This window comes from Amycolatopsis balhimycina FH 1894, from assembly GCF_000384295.1.
Taxonomy (GTDB): domain Bacteria; phylum Actinomycetota; class Actinomycetes; order Mycobacteriales; family Pseudonocardiaceae; genus Amycolatopsis; species Amycolatopsis balhimycina.
Map to the genome: position 1 here is coordinate 2,873,321 of NZ_KB913037.1, position 19,429 is coordinate 2,892,749.

17 protein-coding genes are annotated in these 19,429 nt (G+C 71.3%); 9 read left to right on the top strand and 8 right to left on the bottom strand.

The window, feature by feature from the left end; all coding sequences use genetic code 11:
- The first annotated feature begins 21 nt into the window (after positions 1-21).
- The 3 genes from araD to A3CE_RS0112170 all read left to right on the top strand — a co-directional run bounded on the left by araD (position 22) and on the right by A3CE_RS0112170 (position 4,887).
- Positions 22-1,734: an L-arabinonate dehydratase gene (araD, locus tag A3CE_RS0112160; protein WP_020640365.1), complete on the top strand. Its 1,713-nt coding sequence runs from the start codon at positions 22-24 to the stop codon at positions 1,732-1,734.
- A gap of 120 nt (positions 1,735-1,854) precedes the next feature.
- Positions 1,855-3,636 (top strand): VanW family protein, encoded by a 1,782-nt coding sequence (locus A3CE_RS0112165; RefSeq protein ID WP_020640366.1) that lies wholly within the window; start codon positions 1,855-1,857, stop codon positions 3,634-3,636.
- Between the two features lie 51 nt (positions 3,637-3,687).
- The gene (locus tag A3CE_RS0112170) at positions 3,688-4,887 is read left to right on the top strand and encodes an MFS transporter (protein ID WP_020640367.1); all 1,200 of its coding nucleotides are present in this window, start codon (positions 3,688-3,690) and stop codon (positions 4,885-4,887) included.
- 35 nt (positions 4,888-4,922) lie between these two features.
- Here the strand turns inward: A3CE_RS0112170 and A3CE_RS0112175 are convergent, their stop codons facing one another.
- Positions 4,923-5,270, bottom strand: coding sequence for a hypothetical protein (locus tag A3CE_RS0112175; RefSeq protein WP_020640368.1), 348 nt, complete (start codon positions 5,268-5,270; stop codon positions 4,923-4,925).
- A 206-nt stretch (positions 5,271-5,476) separates the two neighbouring features.
- On the opposite strand from A3CE_RS0112175, the gene A3CE_RS0112180 reads away from it, so the two are divergent.
- Positions 5,477-6,751 carry a GGDEF domain-containing protein gene (locus tag A3CE_RS0112180; protein ID WP_020640369.1) on the top strand — a complete coding sequence of 425 codons (1,275 nt, stop codon included), beginning with the start codon at positions 5,477-5,479 and terminating at the stop codon, positions 6,749-6,751.
- Between the two features lie 60 nt (positions 6,752-6,811).
- On the opposite strand, the gene A3CE_RS0112185 is transcribed toward A3CE_RS0112180, so the two are convergent.
- Positions 6,812-8,164 carry a TrpB-like pyridoxal phosphate-dependent enzyme gene (locus A3CE_RS0112185; RefSeq protein ID WP_020640370.1) on the bottom strand — a complete coding sequence of 451 codons (1,353 nt, stop codon included), beginning with the start codon at positions 8,162-8,164 and terminating at the stop codon, positions 6,812-6,814.
- A gap of 195 nt (positions 8,165-8,359) precedes the next feature.
- Here A3CE_RS0112185 and A3CE_RS0112190 point away from each other — a divergent pair, with 195 nt between their 5' ends.
- From A3CE_RS0112190 to A3CE_RS0112205, 4 genes are all read left to right on the top strand, one after another.
- Positions 8,360-9,049, top strand: coding sequence for a dienelactone hydrolase family protein (locus tag A3CE_RS0112190; RefSeq protein ID WP_020640371.1), 690 nt, complete (start codon positions 8,360-8,362; stop codon positions 9,047-9,049).
- A 76-nt stretch (positions 9,050-9,125) separates the two neighbouring features.
- Positions 9,126-9,911, top strand: a complete 786-nt coding sequence (locus A3CE_RS0112195; protein WP_020640372.1) for a MerR family transcriptional regulator — start codon at positions 9,126-9,128, stop codon at positions 9,909-9,911.
- The gene (locus A3CE_RS0112200) at positions 9,912-11,234 is read left to right on the top strand and encodes an erythromycin esterase family protein (protein ID WP_020640373.1); all 1,323 of its coding nucleotides are present in this window, start codon (positions 9,912-9,914) and stop codon (positions 11,232-11,234) included. It abuts the gene before it with no gap.
- 26 nt (positions 11,235-11,260) lie between these two features.
- Entirely contained in the window at positions 11,261-11,770 is a 510-nt protein-coding gene (locus A3CE_RS0112205) for a hypothetical protein (RefSeq protein WP_125591441.1), read from the top strand.
- 451 nt (positions 11,771-12,221) lie between these two features.
- On the opposite strand, the gene A3CE_RS0112210 is transcribed toward A3CE_RS0112205, so the two are convergent.
- From A3CE_RS0112210 to A3CE_RS0112235, 6 genes are all read right to left on the bottom strand, one after another.
- Positions 12,222-13,268: an HAF repeat-containing protein gene (locus A3CE_RS0112210; RefSeq protein WP_020640375.1), complete on the bottom strand. Its 1,047-nt coding sequence runs from the start codon at positions 13,266-13,268 to the stop codon at positions 12,222-12,224.
- A 264-nt stretch (positions 13,269-13,532) separates the two neighbouring features.
- The gene (locus A3CE_RS0112215; RefSeq protein WP_245589496.1) at positions 13,533-14,606 is read right to left on the bottom strand and encodes a S1 family peptidase; all 1,074 of its coding nucleotides are present in this window, start codon (positions 14,604-14,606) and stop codon (positions 13,533-13,535) included.
- 259 nt (positions 14,607-14,865) lie between these two features.
- Positions 14,866-15,714 (bottom strand): SCO6745 family protein, encoded by an 849-nt coding sequence (locus A3CE_RS0112220; protein WP_020640377.1) that lies wholly within the window; start codon positions 15,712-15,714, stop codon positions 14,866-14,868.
- Positions 15,715-15,806: 92 nt separating this feature from the next.
- Positions 15,807-17,042: an RNA polymerase sigma factor gene (locus A3CE_RS0112225; protein WP_020640378.1), complete on the bottom strand. Its 1,236-nt coding sequence runs from the start codon at positions 17,040-17,042 to the stop codon at positions 15,807-15,809.
- Complete coding sequence (locus A3CE_RS0112230) at positions 17,039-17,362, bottom strand: YciI family protein (RefSeq protein ID WP_020640379.1); 324 nt, start codon at positions 17,360-17,362, stop codon at positions 17,039-17,041. Before A3CE_RS0112230 ends, A3CE_RS0112225 begins: the two co-directional genes overlap by 4 nt.
- Positions 17,363-17,738: 376 nt before the next feature.
- Positions 17,739-18,725 carry an NAD(P)-dependent alcohol dehydrogenase gene (locus A3CE_RS0112235; RefSeq protein WP_245589497.1) on the bottom strand — a complete coding sequence of 329 codons (987 nt, stop codon included), beginning with the start codon at positions 18,723-18,725 and terminating at the stop codon, positions 17,739-17,741.
- A gap of 58 nt (positions 18,726-18,783) precedes the next feature.
- Between A3CE_RS0112235 and A3CE_RS0112240 the strand changes: the two genes are divergently transcribed.
- Positions 18,784-19,404, top strand: a complete 621-nt coding sequence (locus A3CE_RS0112240; protein WP_020640381.1) for a TetR/AcrR family transcriptional regulator — start codon at positions 18,784-18,786, stop codon at positions 19,402-19,404.
- The last annotated feature ends 25 nt before the right edge of the window (positions 19,405-19,429 follow it).

Below are 19,429 nucleotides of genomic sequence, written 5' to 3' on the forward strand. Positions count from 1 at the left end.
TCAGATGCCATACTGAATCGTATGAAGCAACCCGAGGAGCTTCGCAGCCACCGGTGGTTCGGCGGCGGCGAACTGCGCAACTTCAGCCACCGCGCCCGCAGCCGCCAGCTCGGCTACAACCCGGAAGAGCACCTCGGCAAGCCGGTCATCGGCATCCTCAACACCTGGTCGGACATCAACCCCTGCCACATGCACCTGCGCGAACGCGCCGAGCAGGTCAAGCGCGGTGTCTGGCAGGCGGGCGGCTTCCCGCTGGAGTTCCCGGTGGCCACGCTGTCGGAGACCTACCAGAAGCCGACGCCGATGCTCTACCGCAACCTGCTGGCCATGGAGACCGAGGAGATCCTCCGCTCCTACCCGATCGACGGCGCCGTCCTCATGGGCGGCTGCGACAAGACGACGCCGGCCCTGCTGATGGGCGCGGCCAGCGCGGGCCTGCCCGCGATCTTCGTCCCGGCCGGGCCGATGCTGCGCGGGCACTGGCGCAACGAGGTCCTCGGCAGCGGCACCGACATGTGGAAGTACTGGGACGACAAGCGCGCGGGCCTGATCGGCGACGCCGAAATGTCCGAACTGGAGCGTGGCCTCGCGCGTTCGCCGGGGCACTGCATGACGATGGGGACGGCGTCGACCATGACGTCGGCCGCCGAGGTGCTCGGGGTGACCCTGCCCGGCGCCGCGTCGATCCCCGCCGTCGACTCGGCGCACCACCGGATGGCCGCGGCGAGCGGCGCCCGGATCGTCGGCATGGTCTGGGAAGACCTCACGATCACGCAGGTGCTGGACAAACGGGCCTACGCGGACGCGATCACCACCGTGCTCGCGCTCGGCGGGTCGACCAACGCCGTGATCCACCTGATCGCGATGGCCGGCCGCAGCGGGATCCCGGTGAGCCTGGCCGACTTCGACGCGATCGCGCGGCGCGTGCCGGTGCTGGCGAACATCCGCCCGGGCGGCGACTGGCTGATGGAGGACTTCTACTACGCGGGCGGCCTGCCCGGGCTGCTCTCGCGGCTGACCGACCTGCTGCACACCGAACGGCTCACCGTCACCGGCCGCACCCTCGGGGAGAACCTCGAGCAGGCACAGGTGCACAACGACGACGTCATCCGGCCGCGGGAGAACCCGGTCGCCGCCGAGGGCGGGGTCGCCGTGCTGCACGGCAACCTCGCGCCGTCCGGCGCGGTGATCAAGCACATCGCCGCCGAGCCGCACCTGCTGACGCACACCGGCCCGGCCGTGGTGTTCGAGAACTACGGCGATCTCAAGAAGCGGATCGAGAACCCGGACATCACCGCGGACTCGGTGCTCGTCCTGCGTGGTTCCGGCCCGCTCGGCGGCCCCGGCATGCCCGAGTACGGGATGCTGCCGATCCCCGCGCACCTGCTGGAACAAGGCGTCCGCGACATGGTCCGGATTTCCGACGCGCGGATGAGCGGCACCAGCTACGGCGCCTGCGTGCTGCACGTGGCCCCCGAGTCGCACGTCGGCGGCCCGCTCGCCCTGGTCCGCGACGGCGACCTGATCACCCTCGACGTCCCCTCGCGCGTGCTGCGGCTGGAAGTGTCCGATGAGGAGCTTTTGCGGCGCCGTGCGGAATGGACCGCGCCCGCGCCGAGGTTCGAACGCGGTTACGGCGCGCTCTACAGCGACCACATCACCCAGGCCGACGAGGGCTGCGACTTCGACTTCCTGGCCAAGGCCGGGCACAATCCCGAACCCGACGCGCGGTGAGGTGGCGCATCTGTGACCGCTTTATCCCCCGTTAGGGCGAGTCGTACGGCTTGTCCGGGTGCCCCGTACGCTGATCCCCGTCACCGGCGCGACCCGGCGCCGCGTTGAAGGGGTGGAGAGTTGCCGTACGAACCGCGCTGGCCCGAGTCACACGGTGAGCAGACGGACGTCCTGCCGGTCGTCCGGCCCGAGCCGGAAGCCACGCCCCCGCAGCGCCGGAACCTGCGCAAGGCCGGCTGGGTCGCGGGCGGGCTGTTCGGCCTGCTCGTCGCGCTGTACGGGATCGACCTGCTGGTCAGCCAGGGCAGCGTCCCACGCGGCGTGACCGTCGCCGGGGTCGACGTCGGCGGGATGGGCCGCGACGCCGCCGAGCAGGAGCTGCGCGGGAAGATCGAGCCGCGGCTCACCCGTCCCCTCGCCGTGACCGCGGGCGACGTGCAGGGCACGCTGTCGCCGACGTTGGCGGGGCTGCGCCTGGACTGGCCGCAGACCCTCGACCAGGCCGGCGAGCAGCCGCTCAACCCGTTCACGCGCCTTTCGTCGCTGTTCTCCAGCCGGGAGGTCGGCGTCGTCAGCCACGCCGACGACACCAAGGTCGCCGCCGCGCTGGAGTCGCTGCGCGGCCAGGTCGACCGCGACCCGGTCGAGGGCACCGTGAAGTTCGACGGCGCCGAGCCGGTCGCCGTGCCGCCGAAGGCCGGGCAGAAGCTCGACGTGCCGGGCGCCACCGCCGCCGTGATCGAGAAGTGGGCGCGCGGGGAAACCGTGGCCCTGCCGGTGACGAGCACGCCGGTCCGCACCACTCCCGAAGGCGTCCAGGCCGCGCTGGAACAGTTCGCGCGTCCCGCCGTCTCGGGCCCGCTCGTGGTCAAGGGCGAAGGCAAGAACGCCACCGTGAAGCCGGCCGCGATCGCCGCGGCGATCACCTTCGAGCCCGCCGACGGCGGCGGGCTGACGCCGAAGATCGACAACGCCAAGATCGCCGAAGCCGCCGGGCCGCAGCTGAAGCCCACCGAGAAGGAGGGCAAGGACGCGACCGTCGTCTTCGAAGGCGGCAAGCCCGCGGTCGACCCGTCCACCGACGGCCGGACGATCGACTGGGACCCGAGCCTCAAGCCGCTGCCCGACGTGCTGAAGAAGACCGACGGCCGCGAGGTCGCCGCGATCTACAAGGACAGCCCGGCCAAGGTCACCACCGACCAGGCGAACCAGCTGGGCATCAAGGAGGTCGTCGGCGAGTTCAAGACCGAGAAGTTCGCGGCGGACTCCGGCACCAACATCCGCGTCGTCGCGCAGAAGGTGAACGGCGCCATCGTCAAGCCGGGCGAAACCTTCAGCCTCAACGGGTTCACCGGCCCGCGCGGCACGGCACAGGGCTACGTCGAGGCCGGCGTGATCAAGGACGGCGCCCCGGGGCGCGAGGTCGGCGGCGGCATCTCGCAGTTCGCGACCACGCTGTACAACGCGGCGTACTTCGCGGGCATGAAGGACGCGGGCCACAAGGAGCACAGCTACTACATCAGCCGCTACCCCGCCGCGCGCGAGGCGACGGTGTTCCAGAACCCCAACGGCGCCAGCGTCATCGACCTCAAGTTCACCAACGACTCGCCGACCGGCATCGCGATCCAGACGATCTGGACGCCGTCGTCGATCACCGTGAAGCTGTGGGGCGCCAAGCGCTACACCGTCGAGTCGATCCCCGGCGCGCAGACCAACCAGAGCGACCCGCAGCCCAAGCCGGGACCGGCGGAGAACTGCCACGCCTCGAACGGCGCCCCGGGGTTCACCACCACCGACACCCGCGTCCTCAAGGACGCCGCCACCGGCCGCGAGGTGAGCCGGTCGACCCGGACCGTCCACTACAACCCGCAGCCGAAAATCACGTGCGGCGAGGGGCAGTGACCTCCTAACGGCCGTTCACGCTGGGCGTCCGCGGCGGTACCCTGAGTGCCCATGACGACACGCGCGGCAGGGTTCCGGGACGTCCTCGGTGTGACCGAATTCCGCGCGCTGTTCTCGGCGCAGCTGGTGTCGGTCACCGGCGACCAGCTGGCGCGGGTCGCGTTGTCGATCCTGGTCTACGACCGGACGAACTCGCCCGGCTGGGCCGCGCTGACCTACGCGCTGACGTTCCTGCCGGACCTCGTCGGCGGGCCGCTGCTGTCCGGGCTGGCCGACCGGTACCCCCCGCGGACGGTGATGGTCGCCGCCGACATCCTGCGCGCGGTCGCGGTGACCGCGATGGCCGCCCCCGGCTTGCCGCTGGCCGCGGTGGCGGCCCTGCTGGTCGGCGTCCAGCTGTTCAACCCGGTGTGGAACTCCGCGCGGGCGGCACTCCTGCCGCAGGTGCTGCCGGGCGAGACGTTCGTACCCGGGATGGGCCTGCTGATGATGCTCGTGCAGGCGGGCCAGGTCGCCGGGTTCGCGCTCGGCGGCCTGCTCGTGGCGGCCCTCGGCACCTCCGGCGCCCTGCTCGCCGACGCGGCGAGTTTCGCGGTTTCGGCGGTGTTCCTGGTCAGCGGCGTGCAATCGTGGCCACCCCGTGGCGAACCCGGGGTCCGGTGGTGGGGGCACGTGCGGGCGGGCTGGACGGTGGTCGTCGGCGACCGGCGGCGGCTCGCGCTGGTCGCGCTCGGCTGCGTCTCCGGGATCTACATCGCCGGCGAGGCGATCGCCGCGCCGTACGCCGCCGAGCTCGGCGGTGGCGCGGTGGTGGTCGGGTTGCTGCTCGGGGCGTACGCGCTGGGCAACGTCCTCGGCATGGCCGCACTGTCCCGCATCCCGGCTTCGCGGCGGAGCCGGCTGCTGGGCCCGCTCGCGATGCTCGCGTGCGCCGCGTTGCTGGGCTGCGCCCTGCGACCGGACCTCGAGGCCACGTTAGCGCTGCTAACCCTGTCCGGGGTGGCCAGTTCGTACAACCTCATCGCGAACACGACGTTCGTCCAGCTCACACCGGACGCCCAGCGCGCGCAGGCGTTCGGGTTCGCGCTGACGGCGTTGCGGGTCTCGCAGGGCATCGGCGTGGTGCTGGCCGGGCTCGCCGCCGAACGGGCCGCCCCGCACGGCGTGGTCGCCGCGGCCGGGGCGATCGGCGTGGTGGCCGCGTTCGGCGCAGCGACGCTGTGGCGGCGGGCGCAACCGGATCCCCGGTGACCGGCCCCGCCGGGGTACCGGTCACCGGGCACTGTTCAGGACTGCGTCCAGTCGGTCGGCGCCTGGCGCGGGGTCCAGTCGGTCGGCGCCTGGCGCGGCGTCCAGTCGGTCGGGCACTCCGGCAGCGGTGACGAGACGCCGGGACGGGTCCAATCGGTCGGCATCCGGCGGACGGTCCAGTCGGTGGGCAGTTCGCGGGCGGTCCAGTCGGTGGGCGCCTGCCGCGTGGTCCAGTCGGTCGGGATGGCCCGGGTCCAGTCGGTGGGGAGCTGCCGGGTCCAGTCGGTCGGCCGCTGCGCGCGACGACGGGAGGGGACGATGTTTCCGAGAGCGGCGGGGTTTCCGAGAGCGGCGGAGTTGTTACCGGGCAGGAAGTGCGACATGATCTCTCCTGTGGTGAGGGGGTTGGCACGGTGTGTAACCGAACCGTAGCCTGACCGGCCTAGTGACACACCGCGTTCATTCGATTACAGTGACGAGTCCTCGAAGAGTTCCGTCCTGAGGAGATTGGCGTTTCGTGGGATTGTCCGGGTCCCCAGGGAGAATGCCCAGCTCAGAACGTCCACGATCAGGTATCCGTACGTGGGCTATGTGGAAGCTGACCACTCCGGTGCTCGGCTATGTCCTCGCCCTCGACGCGTTGGCGCTCGTCGTGGTCGTGGCGACGGCCGCGCTGGTGCCGATCACGGCCCAGGCGCTGCTGTGGTGCGGCCTGATCCTGGCCGGCGAGATCGTGCACCTCGAAGCGGCGCAACGCATCGAGCGGATCCGCGAGCTGGCCGCCGACGGCAGGCCGCACATGCACCTGCAGTCGATCTGGATCTTCGCCGGGCTGCTCCTGCTGCCTCCGCCATTGGCCACATTGGTCATTGTCGTCAGCTACGCCCATTCGTGGGTCCGTGTCTACAAACGGCGCGGCGTGATTCACCGGAAAGTGTTCTCCGGGGCCACGGTCATTCTCGCCTGCGCGGCCGCGGGCGCCGTGCTGACGACCGGCACCGGGCATTTCGCGCCGTACGTGCCGTACCTGGACGGGTTCGGCGGGATGACCGCGCTGCTGGCGTCCGGGATCGTCTACTTCGGCCTCAACTACGTGCTGGTGATCGTCGCGATCCTGATGAGCAACCCGGGCAAGCCGCCGCGGCAGGCGTTCGGCAACCCGTCCGACGTGCTGATCGTGCTGGCCGCGGTCGGCGTCGGCTGCGGGATCGCGCTGGTGATGACGGTCCGGCCGTGGCTGCTGCCGGTGCTCATGGTGACGCCGGTGGCGCTGCACATCGGCCTGCTGCTGCCGCAGTTCCAGGCCGCCGCGCGCACCGACTCGAAGACCGCGCTGCTCGCCCCGGAGTTCTGGGTGCAGCTGGCCCGCAGCGAGCTGGCCCGCGCCGCGGAGCTGTCCTCGACCGCCGGCGTGCTGATGATCGACATCGACCACTTCAAGGCCATCGACGACAGCAACGGCCACCTGGCGGGCGACGAGGTGCTGCGCGCGGTCGCGGCGGCGATCCAGGGTTCGGTGCGCGGCGGCGACTACGTCGGCCGGTTCGGCGGCGACGAGTTCGTGGTGCTGCTCCCGGGCGCGACGAGCACGGAGATCGCGGCCATCGCGGACCGGATCCGGACGGCGATCGCCCGGGTCGAGGTGCGCGTCCCGGTGATCCGCCCGGGCAAGCCCGAGGTGATCGCCGGCCTGACGGCGTCGATCGGCGCGGCGGTGTACCCGGAAACGGCCACGGAATACACCATCCTGCTCCAGGCGGCCGACGACGCGGTGTTCGAAGCCAAGGCGGCGGGCCGCGACCGCGTCATCCTGGCCACCACCCGCTCCGAGCTGACCCGCCCCGAAATCCCCGACGCGCTCTGACCCAAGTCCGTGAAGGCCACCTTGAGGAACTTGTAGTTCCTGAAGGTGGCCTTCACGGCTTTACGGCAGAGTGGCCAGCGAGGCTTCGAGCGTGGCCGCGGACAGTTCGTTGTCCACCATGTCCCCGGCGAGGTACGCGCCGTAGGCGGGCAGGTCCAGGTGGGCGTGCCCGCACAGCGCCGTCAGGATCACCTTCTCCTCTCCGGTTTCCTTGCAGCGCAAAGCTTCCTGGATGCACGCGGCGAGTGCGTGCGCCGGCTCGGGCGCCGGGATGATGCCTTCGGAACGCGCGAAGCGCACTCCCGCCGCGAAGCACTCCTGCTGCCCGACGGCGATCGCTTCGATCAGGCCCAGCTCGTAGATGTGCGAGATGAGCGGCGACATCCCGTGGTAGCGCAGGCCGCCCGCGTGGATCGGGTCCGGGATGAACTCGTGGCCGAGCGTGTGCATCTTGAGCAGCGGCGTGAGGCCGGCGGTGTCGCCGAAGTCGTAGGCGTACTTCCCGCGTGTCAGCGACGGGCAGGCGGCCGGCTCGACCGCGCGGATCACCGGGTTCATCCGGCCGGCCAGCTTCTCCCGCAGGAACGGGAAGGCGAGCCCGCCGAAGTTCGAGCCGCCGCCGGTGCAGCCGACGAGCAGGTCCGGGGTGTCGCCGGCCAGTTCGAACTGCTTCAGCGCTTCCTCGCCGATGATCGTCTGGTGCAGCAGCACGTGGTTGAGCACGCTGCCCAGCGCGTATCGCGTGTCCGGGTCCTGGGCCGCCTGCTCGACGGCCTCGCTGATCGCGATGCCGAGGCTGCCGGTCGAGTCGGGGTGCGCGGCGAGGATGGCCCGGCCGGACTCGGTCAGGTCGGACGGGCTGGGGTGCACCGTCGCGCCGAAGGTCTCCATCATCAGCTTGCGGTAGGGCTTCTGGTCGTACGACGCCCGCACCTGCCAGACCTCGCACTCCAGCCCGAACTGGGCGCAGGCGAAGGCGAGCGCGCTCCCCCACTGGCCGGCGCCGGTCTCGGTGGTCAGCCGGGCGACGCCCTCCTGGGCGTTGTAGAACGCCTGCGGCACGGCGGTGTTCGGCTTGTGGGAGCCGACCGGGCTGACGCCTTCGTACTTGTAGTAGATCCGCGCCGGCGTGCCCAGCGCCTTCTCCAGCCGTCGCGCGCGGAACAGCGGCGACGGCCGCCAGAGCCGGTAGACCTCCCGGACCTCCTCGGGAATGTCGACATAGCGCTCCGACGTCACTTCCTGGGCGATGAGCGCCTGCGGGAACAGCGGAGCGAGGTCGTCCGGCCCGACCGGCTCGCGGGTACCGGGGTGCAGCGGCGGGGGCGGCGGCTCCGGGAGATCGGGGACGACGTTGTACCACCGGGCCGGGAGATCGGCTTCGTCCAGGACGTACTTGGTCTGTTCAGCCATCGCGCCTCCTTGGTCGGCTCCCAACTTAAGACGCGACCCGCCGCCCGGCCAGTTACTGATCCGGCCAAAAGCAGGCCGCCCCCCGCGCGGCACGTAACCGTTCCTGCGAAGCCATCGGCCGTGACTGTGGTCGGATCAGTAACCATCGGCACAGTACGGTGACCCGGTGAAGAACTCTCCCGAAAGGTCGCGGCGATGAACATCCTTTCCTTGCCCGATGGCGACGTCGGGCTGCCGGTGTGGCTGCCTCCGTCGAGCCGTGGCCCGGGCCTGGTGCTGGTCCAGGAGATCTTCGGCCTCGACGACTACTTGCGTTCGGTCGCGGAGGACCTGGCCGCGGCGGGCTACGTGGTGGCGATCCCGGAGTTGTTCTGGCGGATTTCCCCGGGCTGGTCGTCGACGCACGACGAAGCCGGCGTGGCGGCATCGATGAACGTGGCAGCTTCCTTCGACCCTGCGTCGGGCCTGTCCGACGTCCTGGCGACGATCACCCACCTCCGCGAGTCCCCCTCGGTGACGGGCGGTGTGGGAGTGCTGGGCTTCTGCCTGGGCGGCTCACTGGCCTTCGCGGCGGCGGCCGAGGGCGACCCGGACACGGCGGTGTCGTTCTACGGTTCGACGGTCCCCGCCCAGATCGGCGACCTGGCAAGGATTTCGTGCCCGATCCAGTTCCACTTCGGCGGGCAGGACCCGTACATCCCGCGCGGAGACGTGGCGGCGGTCGAGTCGGCGGTGGCCACGCACCCGGGCGCGGAGATCCACGTGCAGGAGGAGGCCGGGCACGCGTTCCACAACCACGTGGCGCCGATGTTCCACCACCCCGAAGCGGCGGCCAGGGCATGGGAGCTGACAACGGACTTCTTGCGGCGCACCTTGCCGGCGTGAGGCCGCGGGGAAGTTCTGCGCCAACCCCGTGATCGAGGGTTGAACCTGACGTGGCGTCAGGTTCTACGGTCGAGGGGTGAGCAAGCGCAGGTGGAGCATCGGTGAGCTGGCCCGGGCCAGTGGCGTCACGGTGCGCACGTTGCACCACTACGACCGGATCGGGCTGGTGTCTCCGCGCGAACGCACTCCCGCGGGACACCGGCGGTACGCCGAGGCGGACGTGCGCCGGCTCTACCGCGTACGGACCTTGTCCGGGCTGGGTCTTTCCCTGGACGAAGTGGCCGCCGCGCTTCGGAGCGCCGGGGACGATCTCGACTCGCTGCGTGGCCTGCTGACCGCGCAGCTCGCCGATCTCGAGATCCAGGCCGCCCGCGTCGAGGAGTCGGCCCAGCGGCTCCGGGGCCTGCTCGCCCGGCTGGACGAGGCCGCCATGCCGGCACCAGAGCAGTTCCTCGCCACGCTGGAGCCGATGTCCGTGGACGTGCGCCGCTACCTGTCCGACGGACAGCTCACGGCGATCACCGGACAGGCCGCGAAGCTGGGCAGCGCCGCGATCGAGCGGGTGAAGACCGAATGGCTCGGCCTCTTCACCCGGCTTCGGCAGCACCTGCTCGACGGAACGCCCGTCGACGATCCGGCGGTGCGGGAGCTGGTCGCTCGCTGGCGCGAGATCGCCGTCGCGTTCCACCCCGGTGGCCCCCGGATCGAAGCCGCGACCACGACGCTGTGGGAGGACAACCGGGCCGGGATGGGCGGGGACCTCGACCGGCGTCTCGGGTGGTCCGGGCCGGGCAGTGCCGCCGAGGTCGTCGACTACCTGCGCAAGGCCCGTGCCGCGGGCGAAACCGAAAAGGACGGGTGAATGGACATCGACCTCACCGAATGGCTCCGGGAGAACATCGTCCGGCTGCGGACCATCGAGCCGGACGACGCCGGCCACCACGAGCTCGAGCCGTTGCGCGACATCGTCGGCGACGCTCGCGTCGTGGCCATCGGCGAAAGCACGCACCGGGTGCACGAGTTCTACCAGCTCCGCCACCTGGTGACCCGGTTCCTGGTCGAGGAGATGGGGTTCACCGGGTTCGCGATGGAGTCCGGCTTCCCGGAGGGCTGGGCGGTCCACGACTGGGTCCTCGGCGGTGACGGTGACCTGGACCGGCTTCTGCACACCGGCATCACCTACCACATGGGGAAGTGCGCGGAGATGCGCGACCAGCTGGTGTGGATGCGCGAGCACAACCGCAGCCACGACCGCAAAGTCCGCTTCTACGGCATGGACCTGCCGGACTCGAGCGCGTCCGCGTTGCCCGGGGTCGTGTCCGCCCTGTCGTTCCTGGACGAGGCGGATCCGGCCTACGCGGCGGCGGCCCGCCGGAACCTGCTGCCGCTGTTCGAGTACCTGCCCGCCGACCGGACCGGGCTGGCTTGGGCCGCGCCCGCGATCCACGGCTACCTGGCCCTCGGCACCGCCCACCGTCACGAGCTGACCGCCCGGATCGGCGAGCTGACCGAACGCCTGCGTGCCCTGCGCGTCCCTTACTCCACTGTGGACTCCGCCGGGGCGGACATCGCGCTGCAGTGCGCGGTCACCGCGAGGCACGCGGACGCCTTCCTGGCCAATATGGCCGCCGCCCCGGAGCGCACCTACCGGGGCGCCAACGTCCGCGACGCGGCGATGGCCGACAACGTCGAATGGATCCTCGACCGGGAGGAACGCCTGGTCGTCGGGGCGGCCAACGGGCATCTACAGCGCTGGCCCTACCGCGTGCCCCCGATCATCAACGAAGAGCAGGTCATGCTCGGCCAGCACCTGGCCCGTTCTCTCGGAAACCGGATGGTGGTCATCGCGACCACCTACAACGGCGGCCGGGTGTTCGGCCATCGTCCCCTGCCGGACGGGCCGCCCGGCCACACCGAGGTGTTCTACGAGGACGTCGCCCCCTTCACCGAACCGGGCAGTCTCGACGCCCTGCTCGCGAGCGCCGGCGAGCCGCTCGCCCTGCTCGACCTGCGCGACGTCCCCGAAGCCGGCGCGGTGGCCCGCCGCTTCGCCGAGATCGACGGCACCCGGCAGGGGCCGTACAAACAGCTGGCGAATCCCCTCGTCGCGTTCGATGCCGTCGTGCACATCGACAGGATCACGCCCTGGCGAACCGTCATCGACGTTCCGGACGCGCGCGTCTGACATGCCGCATGCTCTATCGTTCCGCCATGTTCGATCGCCTCCGGAAGAACGCCCGCGCCGCCGCACTGCTGGCGGACGTGTTCGACTTCGACATCGCCCGCCTCGATCCCGTCGAACCGGTGCGGCTGGCGTCGGGCGGCGAGTTGCGCGCGGTCGCCGGCGACGCCTCGGGTGGGACGTTCTTCGTGTGCGACGACGGACCCGTGCTCTACGCCGGCTCCGAAGGCACCGCCGGGATCGTCGCCACCGACCCGGGCGCGGTGGTTCGCCTCGTCGTCGGTGTGCCGACCTGGCACGACGTCGTGGCGAACGCGCCTGACGTCAACGCGATGCTCGCCGCCTTCGAATCTTCCTACGCCGAGATGAAGGAGTACGAGCCCCGGATCGACCAGCTCCGCTCCGAGGCCGGCGCGGAGCTGGAACTCGGCGACGTCGACGTCGAGGAGTTGCTGGCATCGCTGAGCAGGTGCCTGACCGAACTGTCGCCCGGCTATGTGCTGCTCAACGAAAACGGCGACGAGTACGACCCCCTGTGACCCCGGCGGTCAGCCCACGGTGACCACCCGCGCCCAAGCCGGTGGCCGTTCGGCCCGTAGTGGCGGTCGTCCCCGGCCGGCGGACGCGGCTGGGAGAACAGGCCCACCACCGTCCCGGCGGGCGGTCTGGCCTCGGGCCAAGGGGTTTGGCCGTCGGCCAGAGCCACGATCACGTCGGGACGGGGACTGCTGCACCGCCGTGGCAAAGCCGGTGCGCAGATCCGTGCCGCCGCCACCCAGGCGAAGATCTTCCGAGGCGCAAGTGTTGCGCGTCGCAGGTTCGTTGACAGCGCGGCTGCGAGGGCGAGCGTCCTGAATGACTCATTCAGGACTTCGGAGGTCCTGAATGAGTCATTCAAGACCTTTGGCCGGGGCCGGCGAGCCTCGCCGGGGCTGAGCGAGCGCCCTGACTCCAGCGGCCCGAGCGCCAAACAACTTGCGACGCGCGACACTAGCCGAGAGTCCAGTACACCGCGTGGTCTTTCCCCGCGGCGGTGGTCGCGGTTCCGACGACGCGGCCGCTGTCGGTGATCCGGTAGGCCTGGCTGCGGTTGCCGCCCGGCAGCGTGCCGAGCTGCGTGCGTGCCCCGTTCCGGGGCCAGACGGTCGCGCGGCTCTCGAGGCTGCCCACCGCGGTGCCCTCTCCGTCGACTGCTTCGACGTCGACGTAGTGGCCGTCGTCGGGCAGGACGGTGAGGTGACCGTCGGGGTCCCAGATCACCGCCGACGGCGAAGGAGGGTTGAGGTACCCGTAGCCGACCACGTAGCCGGTGGAACCGATCCCGTAAACCCACACCGAGTGGGGGCTGGGCCAGTCCAGCCGGTGGATCGTGCCGTCCCGGTCCCAGGTCGCCGGGATCGGGGGTCCGCTGCCGGTCTCGTGCATCGAGCCGGCGGCGACACCGTGGTCGTTGACGATGTGGGCCCCGCTGCTGTAGCTCAGGGGCGCCAGCTCGGTGATCGGGCCGCCGTCCACCCACCGCACGGCATGCCCCGTCCCGGCGCGGTTGGCGACGCCCACGATGACGCGGCCGTCGGCGGAGATGTCCTCGGCCATGCCCCAGGTATCGCCGGGCAGCACACCCAGGTCGGCCACCTGGCCGTCCGGGTCCCAGCGGAAGCCGTGGTACTCGTCCGACGGCGTCAGCCAGTTCCCGACGACGACGTCGGTGTCGCTGATCGCGAACGCCGTGGCGTTGTGGTAGCCGGGCGGGACCTGCAGCGTGGTCGCCTGGCCTTGGGCGTCCCAGCGGGCCGGCACGGCGGCGGTCGCGGTCAGCACGTAGCCGGCGGAAACCCCGTTCTCGTTGATGTCACGCACCTGCCCCTCGCTCCCACCGGGCGTCGGCAGGGCGGTGATCCCGCCATTGGCCTCCCAGCGAACCGGGTGATCGTGCCGCGGGTCACGGCCCGCCATCGACAGCCCCACCATCACCCCCGCCTCATTGACCGCGAGGACCGTGCTGCTGTCGTCGCCGGGCAGCGTTCCGAGGTCCACCGGACCGGACGGGGTTGCCTGCGCGGTTCCCGTGAGCGTGCCGGAAAATACGGCAACCGACGCCACCAGCGACCACGCGGATCTTCGGCAATTCCTCAGCATGACGACTCCCCTCCCCGGCCGGCGTCGTCCGGCGCCCAGCCACCCTTGCCGCGGACAGTAGTACAGGCGCTTGACGAATTGCTCTTGTGGCGACGGCATTCCACACGAATAGCCGACCGTCGGGCGCTCACGCCGGGACACCGGCGCGAGCGCCGGTAATGCTTACGCCGGCGGATCGAGCGGGCCGTTGGCACTCGACAGTTTCAGCTGGTACGCGCGGAGGATCGGGTTGAGCGGCTGGAAGACGGTCGTGCCGCCGGACGTGCAGTTGCCGCTTACGCCTGAGGTGACGCCTTGGGCCTGCCCGCCGGACAGGTAGGGACCGCCGGAGTCACCCGGTTCGGCGCAGGCGCTGGTCCGCGTCAGGCCGGAGACCGTGCCTTCCGCGTAGTTGACGGTCACGTTCTTGGCCTGGACTGTGCCGCAGCGCCAACCGGTGGTGATGCCGGACCGGCAGACCGACGCCCCGATCGGCGCCTCCCGCAGGCCTTCGACCCAGACGCCGTTGCCCCGGTAGTCGTAGACTTGGGGCATCCCGAACGGGCCGTACTCGAAGTCGTAGTTGTCGTGGCTGACCCAGGCGTAGTCGTTGCCGGGGAACACCGATCCGCGGAAGGTACCGGTGGCGCCGACGTCGAAGCCCGGGGTGGCCGCGTCGCCGGTCCGGCCGCAGTGGCCCGCCGTGACCCAGCCGCCCAAGTGCTGGGTGTAGTTCACAACGGTGAACCCGAGGGAACACGAGCCGAGCGGCACCCTCAGCAGGTCCCCGCCGTAGATGCCGAGCGCCACCCGCTCCGTCGTCCTCGGTGTGTCGGCCGAGACGTTCACCCGCACCACGCCCGGGTCGGCACCACTGGCCTTGACGAACTCGCCGGCGGCCGCGACGGCGTCCGGACGAGCCTGCACCACGACGGTGTTCGTGACCGTGTCGACGTACCAGCCGGACACCACGCCGGACGACGGCCGCGCCGCCTTGTCCAATGTGGACTTGACCGCGGCGAGGTCGCGCTCGCTGTGCCGGACGATCCTCGGTTCGGCGCCGGCGGCCCGCACCCGGCCCGCCAAGGCCGGATCGGTGACGGCCACGACGAGGGTGGCGGCGCCCGCGGTGAGCCACGCGCCGCCGAACCGGGTGCCCAACGCCGCCCGGAGATCGCGTTCGGTCCGCCCGGCGGCCGACTCCCTGGTCAGCAGTTCGGTCGCCTGGGCGGAATCGAGGTGCAGGTCGCGCTTCATCGCCGCGATCATGGACGGATCGGCGGAACCGCCCGTCACGTCCGCCGACGCCGGTACGCTGACGCCTGCCAGGGCGAGCCAGACGATTCCGGTTGCAGCGAGAACACTCTTTCGCCGACCTCGTGCCATGGTGGAACTCCCTCCGTTCCGACAGCAAGACCGCGAGTGTCGGGCGAGGAGAGACGTCCGGGCTATGTCGTTTCGCGAAAACCGAAGATCGGTTGCGCACCTGGATTTGTCACAGTGCGCAAACGCGCCGCTAGTGCCTGGCGAGCGCCCACGGCATGAGTTTCTCGGCGAGCGCCCGGCTGAACGGACGCACCAGCGCCTGCAGTTCGTCGCAGGCGGCCTCGCCGATGTGAGCGTAGGGGGTGACGCTGTTCTCGTCGGTCGCCTTTTCGATTTCCGCCCGGCGGGCCGCGCCGGTGGCGGTGAACGTCAGGGCGTCGTCGCCGGTGAGCCAGTCTCGCTCGCGGAGGCCCGCGACGGCCCCGGTCCAATCCTCCTCGGACCAGGCCCGGGAGGTGCGCAGGGTCTCGGCGGGAACGGCACCGGAGGCGGCGTGGGTGACGAGGGCTTCGATGCCGCTCAGGCCGGCCGTCAGCAGGGCGGCGACGTGGGCGTCGCCGCGGTACTCCCGGAGCAGGGTCTGCGCGTGCCACAGAACCAGGTGCGGCTCGGTGGGCCACGGCAGGGCCGCGTGGCCGGCGAACAGGGGACGGCCGGTGACGTCGCTGATGACCGTCTCGGCGGCCGCACGGAGAAGAGCGGCGGCTCGGCGCATCTCGGGTGAGGTGATCGCGTCGCCCAGGATGCCGCGCAGGGCTTGGTCGGCGGCGGAGTAGCGGGCGGCGAGGACGGCGGCCGGGTCGGTCGTGGACCAGACGCCGTCGATCGACTCCCCGACGAGGACCGGGTTGAAGTTGTAGAAGGTCGCGACCACGACCGGCGCCGGGACCGCGCCGAGCGCCGCCGACCTCGACGCGAAATAGCCGGCGCGGCCGGTCAGACCCAGTTCCTTGTACGCGGCCGCGGCTTCCGGGGCGAAGTAGATCATGCCGTGGTAGGGCTCGAGGAATCGCCAGGTCCGGCGCGCCGCTTCGATCACCGCGTCAACATACCACCCGGTCGGTACGGCGTGGGTTTTCCGAGACAGGCGCCGGCGAAGATCTGCACCAGCACGTTCTGTTCCCAGCCCGGCTACCGCAATTGGTCGCGACGACGAACCAGGTAAGCGGTCTCGGCGGTGTTACCGGCCAGCTCGATGGCTTTGTCGTACGCCGCCCGCGAGTCCTGGCTCCGGCCCAGCCGGCGCAGCAGGTCGGCGCGGGTGGCTTGGTAAGCGTGATAGCCGGCCAGCCTGTCCTCGAGCCGGTCGACCGCCGCCAGGGCCACCTCCGGGCCGTCGAGCTCGGCGACCGCGATGGCCCGGTTGAGGGCGACGACCGGCGAGGAGTCGACACGGACGAGCTGGTCGTAGAGGGCGAGAACCTGCGACCAGTCGGTGTCGCGCACGTCGCGGGCGGAGGTGTGCACCGCGTTGATCGCGGCGAGGATCTGGTAGCGGCCCGGAGCCACCCCGGCGGCGGCCGCGGCCAGGCGCTCACGCACCAGCCCGTGCCCCTCGGCGATCAGCGCCTTGTCCCAGGCCCCACTGTCCTGCTCGTCGAGGGCGACCAGTTCGCCGCCGGCCGAGACCCGGGCGGAACGGCGGGCCTCGATCAGCAGCATCAGCGCCAGCAGCCCGGCCACCTCGCCGTCGTCCGGGAGGAGAGCCCGGATCAGACGGGTGAGCCGGATCGCCTCGGCGGTCAGGTCGTGCCGCACCGGGTCGGTGTCCGGGCCGGTCGCCAGGTAGCCCTCGTTGAACACGAGGAAGAGGGCGGTGAGCACGCTGGAGACGCGGGCCGGGAGGTCCCCGGCGGACGGCACGCGATACGGGATGCGGGCCGCCTTGATCTTGGCTTTCGCCCGGGTGATCCGCTGCCCCATGGTCGTTTCGGCCACCAGGAACCCGCGGGCGATCTCGGGCACGGTCAGGCCGGCGACCAGGCGCAGCGTCAGCGCCACGCGGGCGTCCACCGCCAGTGCCGGGTGACAGCAGGTGAAGATCAGCCGGAGCCGGTCGTCGTCGATGGCGCCGAGGGGCTCGGGCGGGTCGTCGTCGTATCCCATCCGGGCCTCCTTCTGCTTGTCGTCGCGCTTGCTCTCGCGCCGGATCCGGTCGATGGCCTTGCGGTTGGCGGTGGTGGTCAGCCACGCGCCGGGGTTGGGCGGCACGCCGTCGGCGGGCCACCGCTCGACAGCGGTCGCGAACGCCTCGGCGGCCGCCTCCTCGGCGATGTCGAGGTCACCGAAGCGCCTGGTCAGGGCGGCCACCACCCGCGCCCACTCGTCGTGATGGGCCCGGGTGACCGCCTCGTGGACGTCGCTCACCGGAACGGCCGCACCTCGATCTTCCGATCGCAGACCCGCGACGCCTCGGCGGCGAGCTTGAGCACCACGTCCAGATCGGAGGCCTCCCACACCCAGAAGCCGGCGAGGTACTCCTTCGACTCCACGAACGGCCCGTCGCTGAACACCGCCTGCTCGCCCCGGTTGTCGACGACCGTGGCCGCGTCGGTGTCCGCGAGCCCGCCCGCGAAGACCCAGTAGCCCTCGGCGATCAGCCGGTCGTTGAACTCGCTGATGGCAGGCTGCCGGTCCGTGCTGCCGGGACTGCTCTTGTCATCGATCACGGAAACCAGGTACTGCATCCGAGAACCTCTCCTCTGGCGCCGCCCTTGACGGCGGCCTCACCCCTGCTACGAACACCATCGCGCCGATCCGACAGTCCCGCCCGGATTTCTCCGAAAATCTTTTCCGGACAGCTTGGTCCGGATCGTCGAGCACCAGGCACACGCCCCCGGGCCCCACGGCCACGTTCGGCGAGAATTGGCTGCCCGCCGTGCACGAACGGCAGGGGGAGGGCCTCACCCGGAGAAGCGCCGGGACACCCGGCCAGCGGAGGTGATCCTCCGCGCTACGGCCCGACGTACGCCAGCCCGGGCAGGAGGGCGGCAGCGACGACGAACGTCATGCGTGATCGGCGCACCCGAGCGGCCCGGTGCCCGGGCGCGCCGCGGTCGACGGCTATTCCGCGGGCCGGCCGGTTCGGACGGTCACCACGATCTTCCCCCGGACACCGCCGTCTTCCAGCGCCCGATGCGCGTCGGCGATGCCGGCCAGCGGGAACGCACGGTCCACGACCGGGCGTAACGAGCCGCTTTCGGTCAGCCGCGTCAGCTCCTCGAGCAGCTCGCGGTGCGGGTCGCCGCGGAAGAACCGCACCCGCCGCCGGCCGTGCACCGTGGACGCGAGCACGTACCCCAGTGACACCACGATGTGGTCGATGTCGAACGACACCGTCACCATCCGGCCGGTTCGGGTGAGCAGCCGCCGGTATGCGGGCAGGTCGGTGCCGACGGTGTCGATGACGACGTCGAAGCGGGAGAGCTCGGCGGCTTTCACCGTCGCGTAGTCGAAAGCCTCGTGCGCGCCGAGCTCCCGGACGAACTCGAGGTTCCGGGCACCGGCGAGTGCGGTGACGTGGGCGCCGTACGCGCGGCCGAGCTGGACCGCCACGTGGCCGACGCCGCCGGCGGCCCCGCGGACCAGCAGCCGTTCCCCGGCGCGCAGCTTTGCCTTGTCCCGCAACGCGGTGATCACCGTGGTGCCGACCGCGGGCAGGGCCGCGGCCTCGGCCAGGTCGAGACCGGCGGGGGCGGCGGCCAGCTGGCGCGCGGGCACGACGACGAACTCCGCGGCGGCACCGAACGCGCGGGGCAGCAGGCCCCACACGCGGTCGCCGGGCGCGAAATCCGGCACGTCCGGGCCCACGGCCGCCACCTCGCCGGCGAAGTCGATCCCGATGCGGTGGGGAAAGCCGCCGAACCCGGTCACGACCCGGACCCGGCCCGCGCGGCCGGACAGCTCACCACCGTTGACGCTGCTCGCGGTGACCCGCACCAGCACCTGCCCGGGGCCCGCGGCCGGCTTCGGCACCTCGCCCACGTACAACACCTCCGGCGGCCCGTACCGGTCGTACAGGGCCGCACGCATGCTCACGTCGTTCGTCATGATCGGCACTAACGTGGGTGGCGGCGAAGGAAATCCGGGAGAGACAGAGGTGAGACGGATGCGAACCGGTTCTTCTCGGATCGTGCGCGAAGACGCCCGGCAGAACCGGCAACGCGTCCTCGACGCCGCGCGCGAGGTGTTCACCCGGCGCGGGCTCGACGTCCCGATGGCCACGATCGCACGCCGGGCCGGAGTCGGCGTGGCGACGCTGTACCGGCACTTCCCGAACCGGCAGGCGCTGCTCACCGCGGTGTTCGAGCGGCAGCTGGCCGAGTGCGCCTCCGTGGTCGACGAGGCACTGGCCGACCCGGATCCGTGGCGAGCCTTCCGCACCGCGGTCGAGAAACTCGGCGCGCTGCAGGCCGCCGGCCACGAGCTGACCGCCGCCTTCGCCGCCGCGCTGCCCGGTGCCTTCGACCTCGGCGCCGAACGACACGAAGCCGAACGGAAGCTCGCCGAACTGGTGAGTCGCGCGAAGGCGACCGGGCGGCTGCGCGCGGACTTCCGCGTCGAGGACCTGGTGCTTCTGCTCAAGGCGGTCAGCGGCGTCGCGACGAGCACGGCCGAGGCGGCGGCCGGCTCGCGACGGCTGGTCGCCTACCTGCTTCAGTCCTTCGAAACCGCCACGGACCGGCCGTTACCGCCGCCCGCGCGGTTCCCCGGATATCCGGGCCCGTGATCTCGGCGACCACTGTCCACAATGT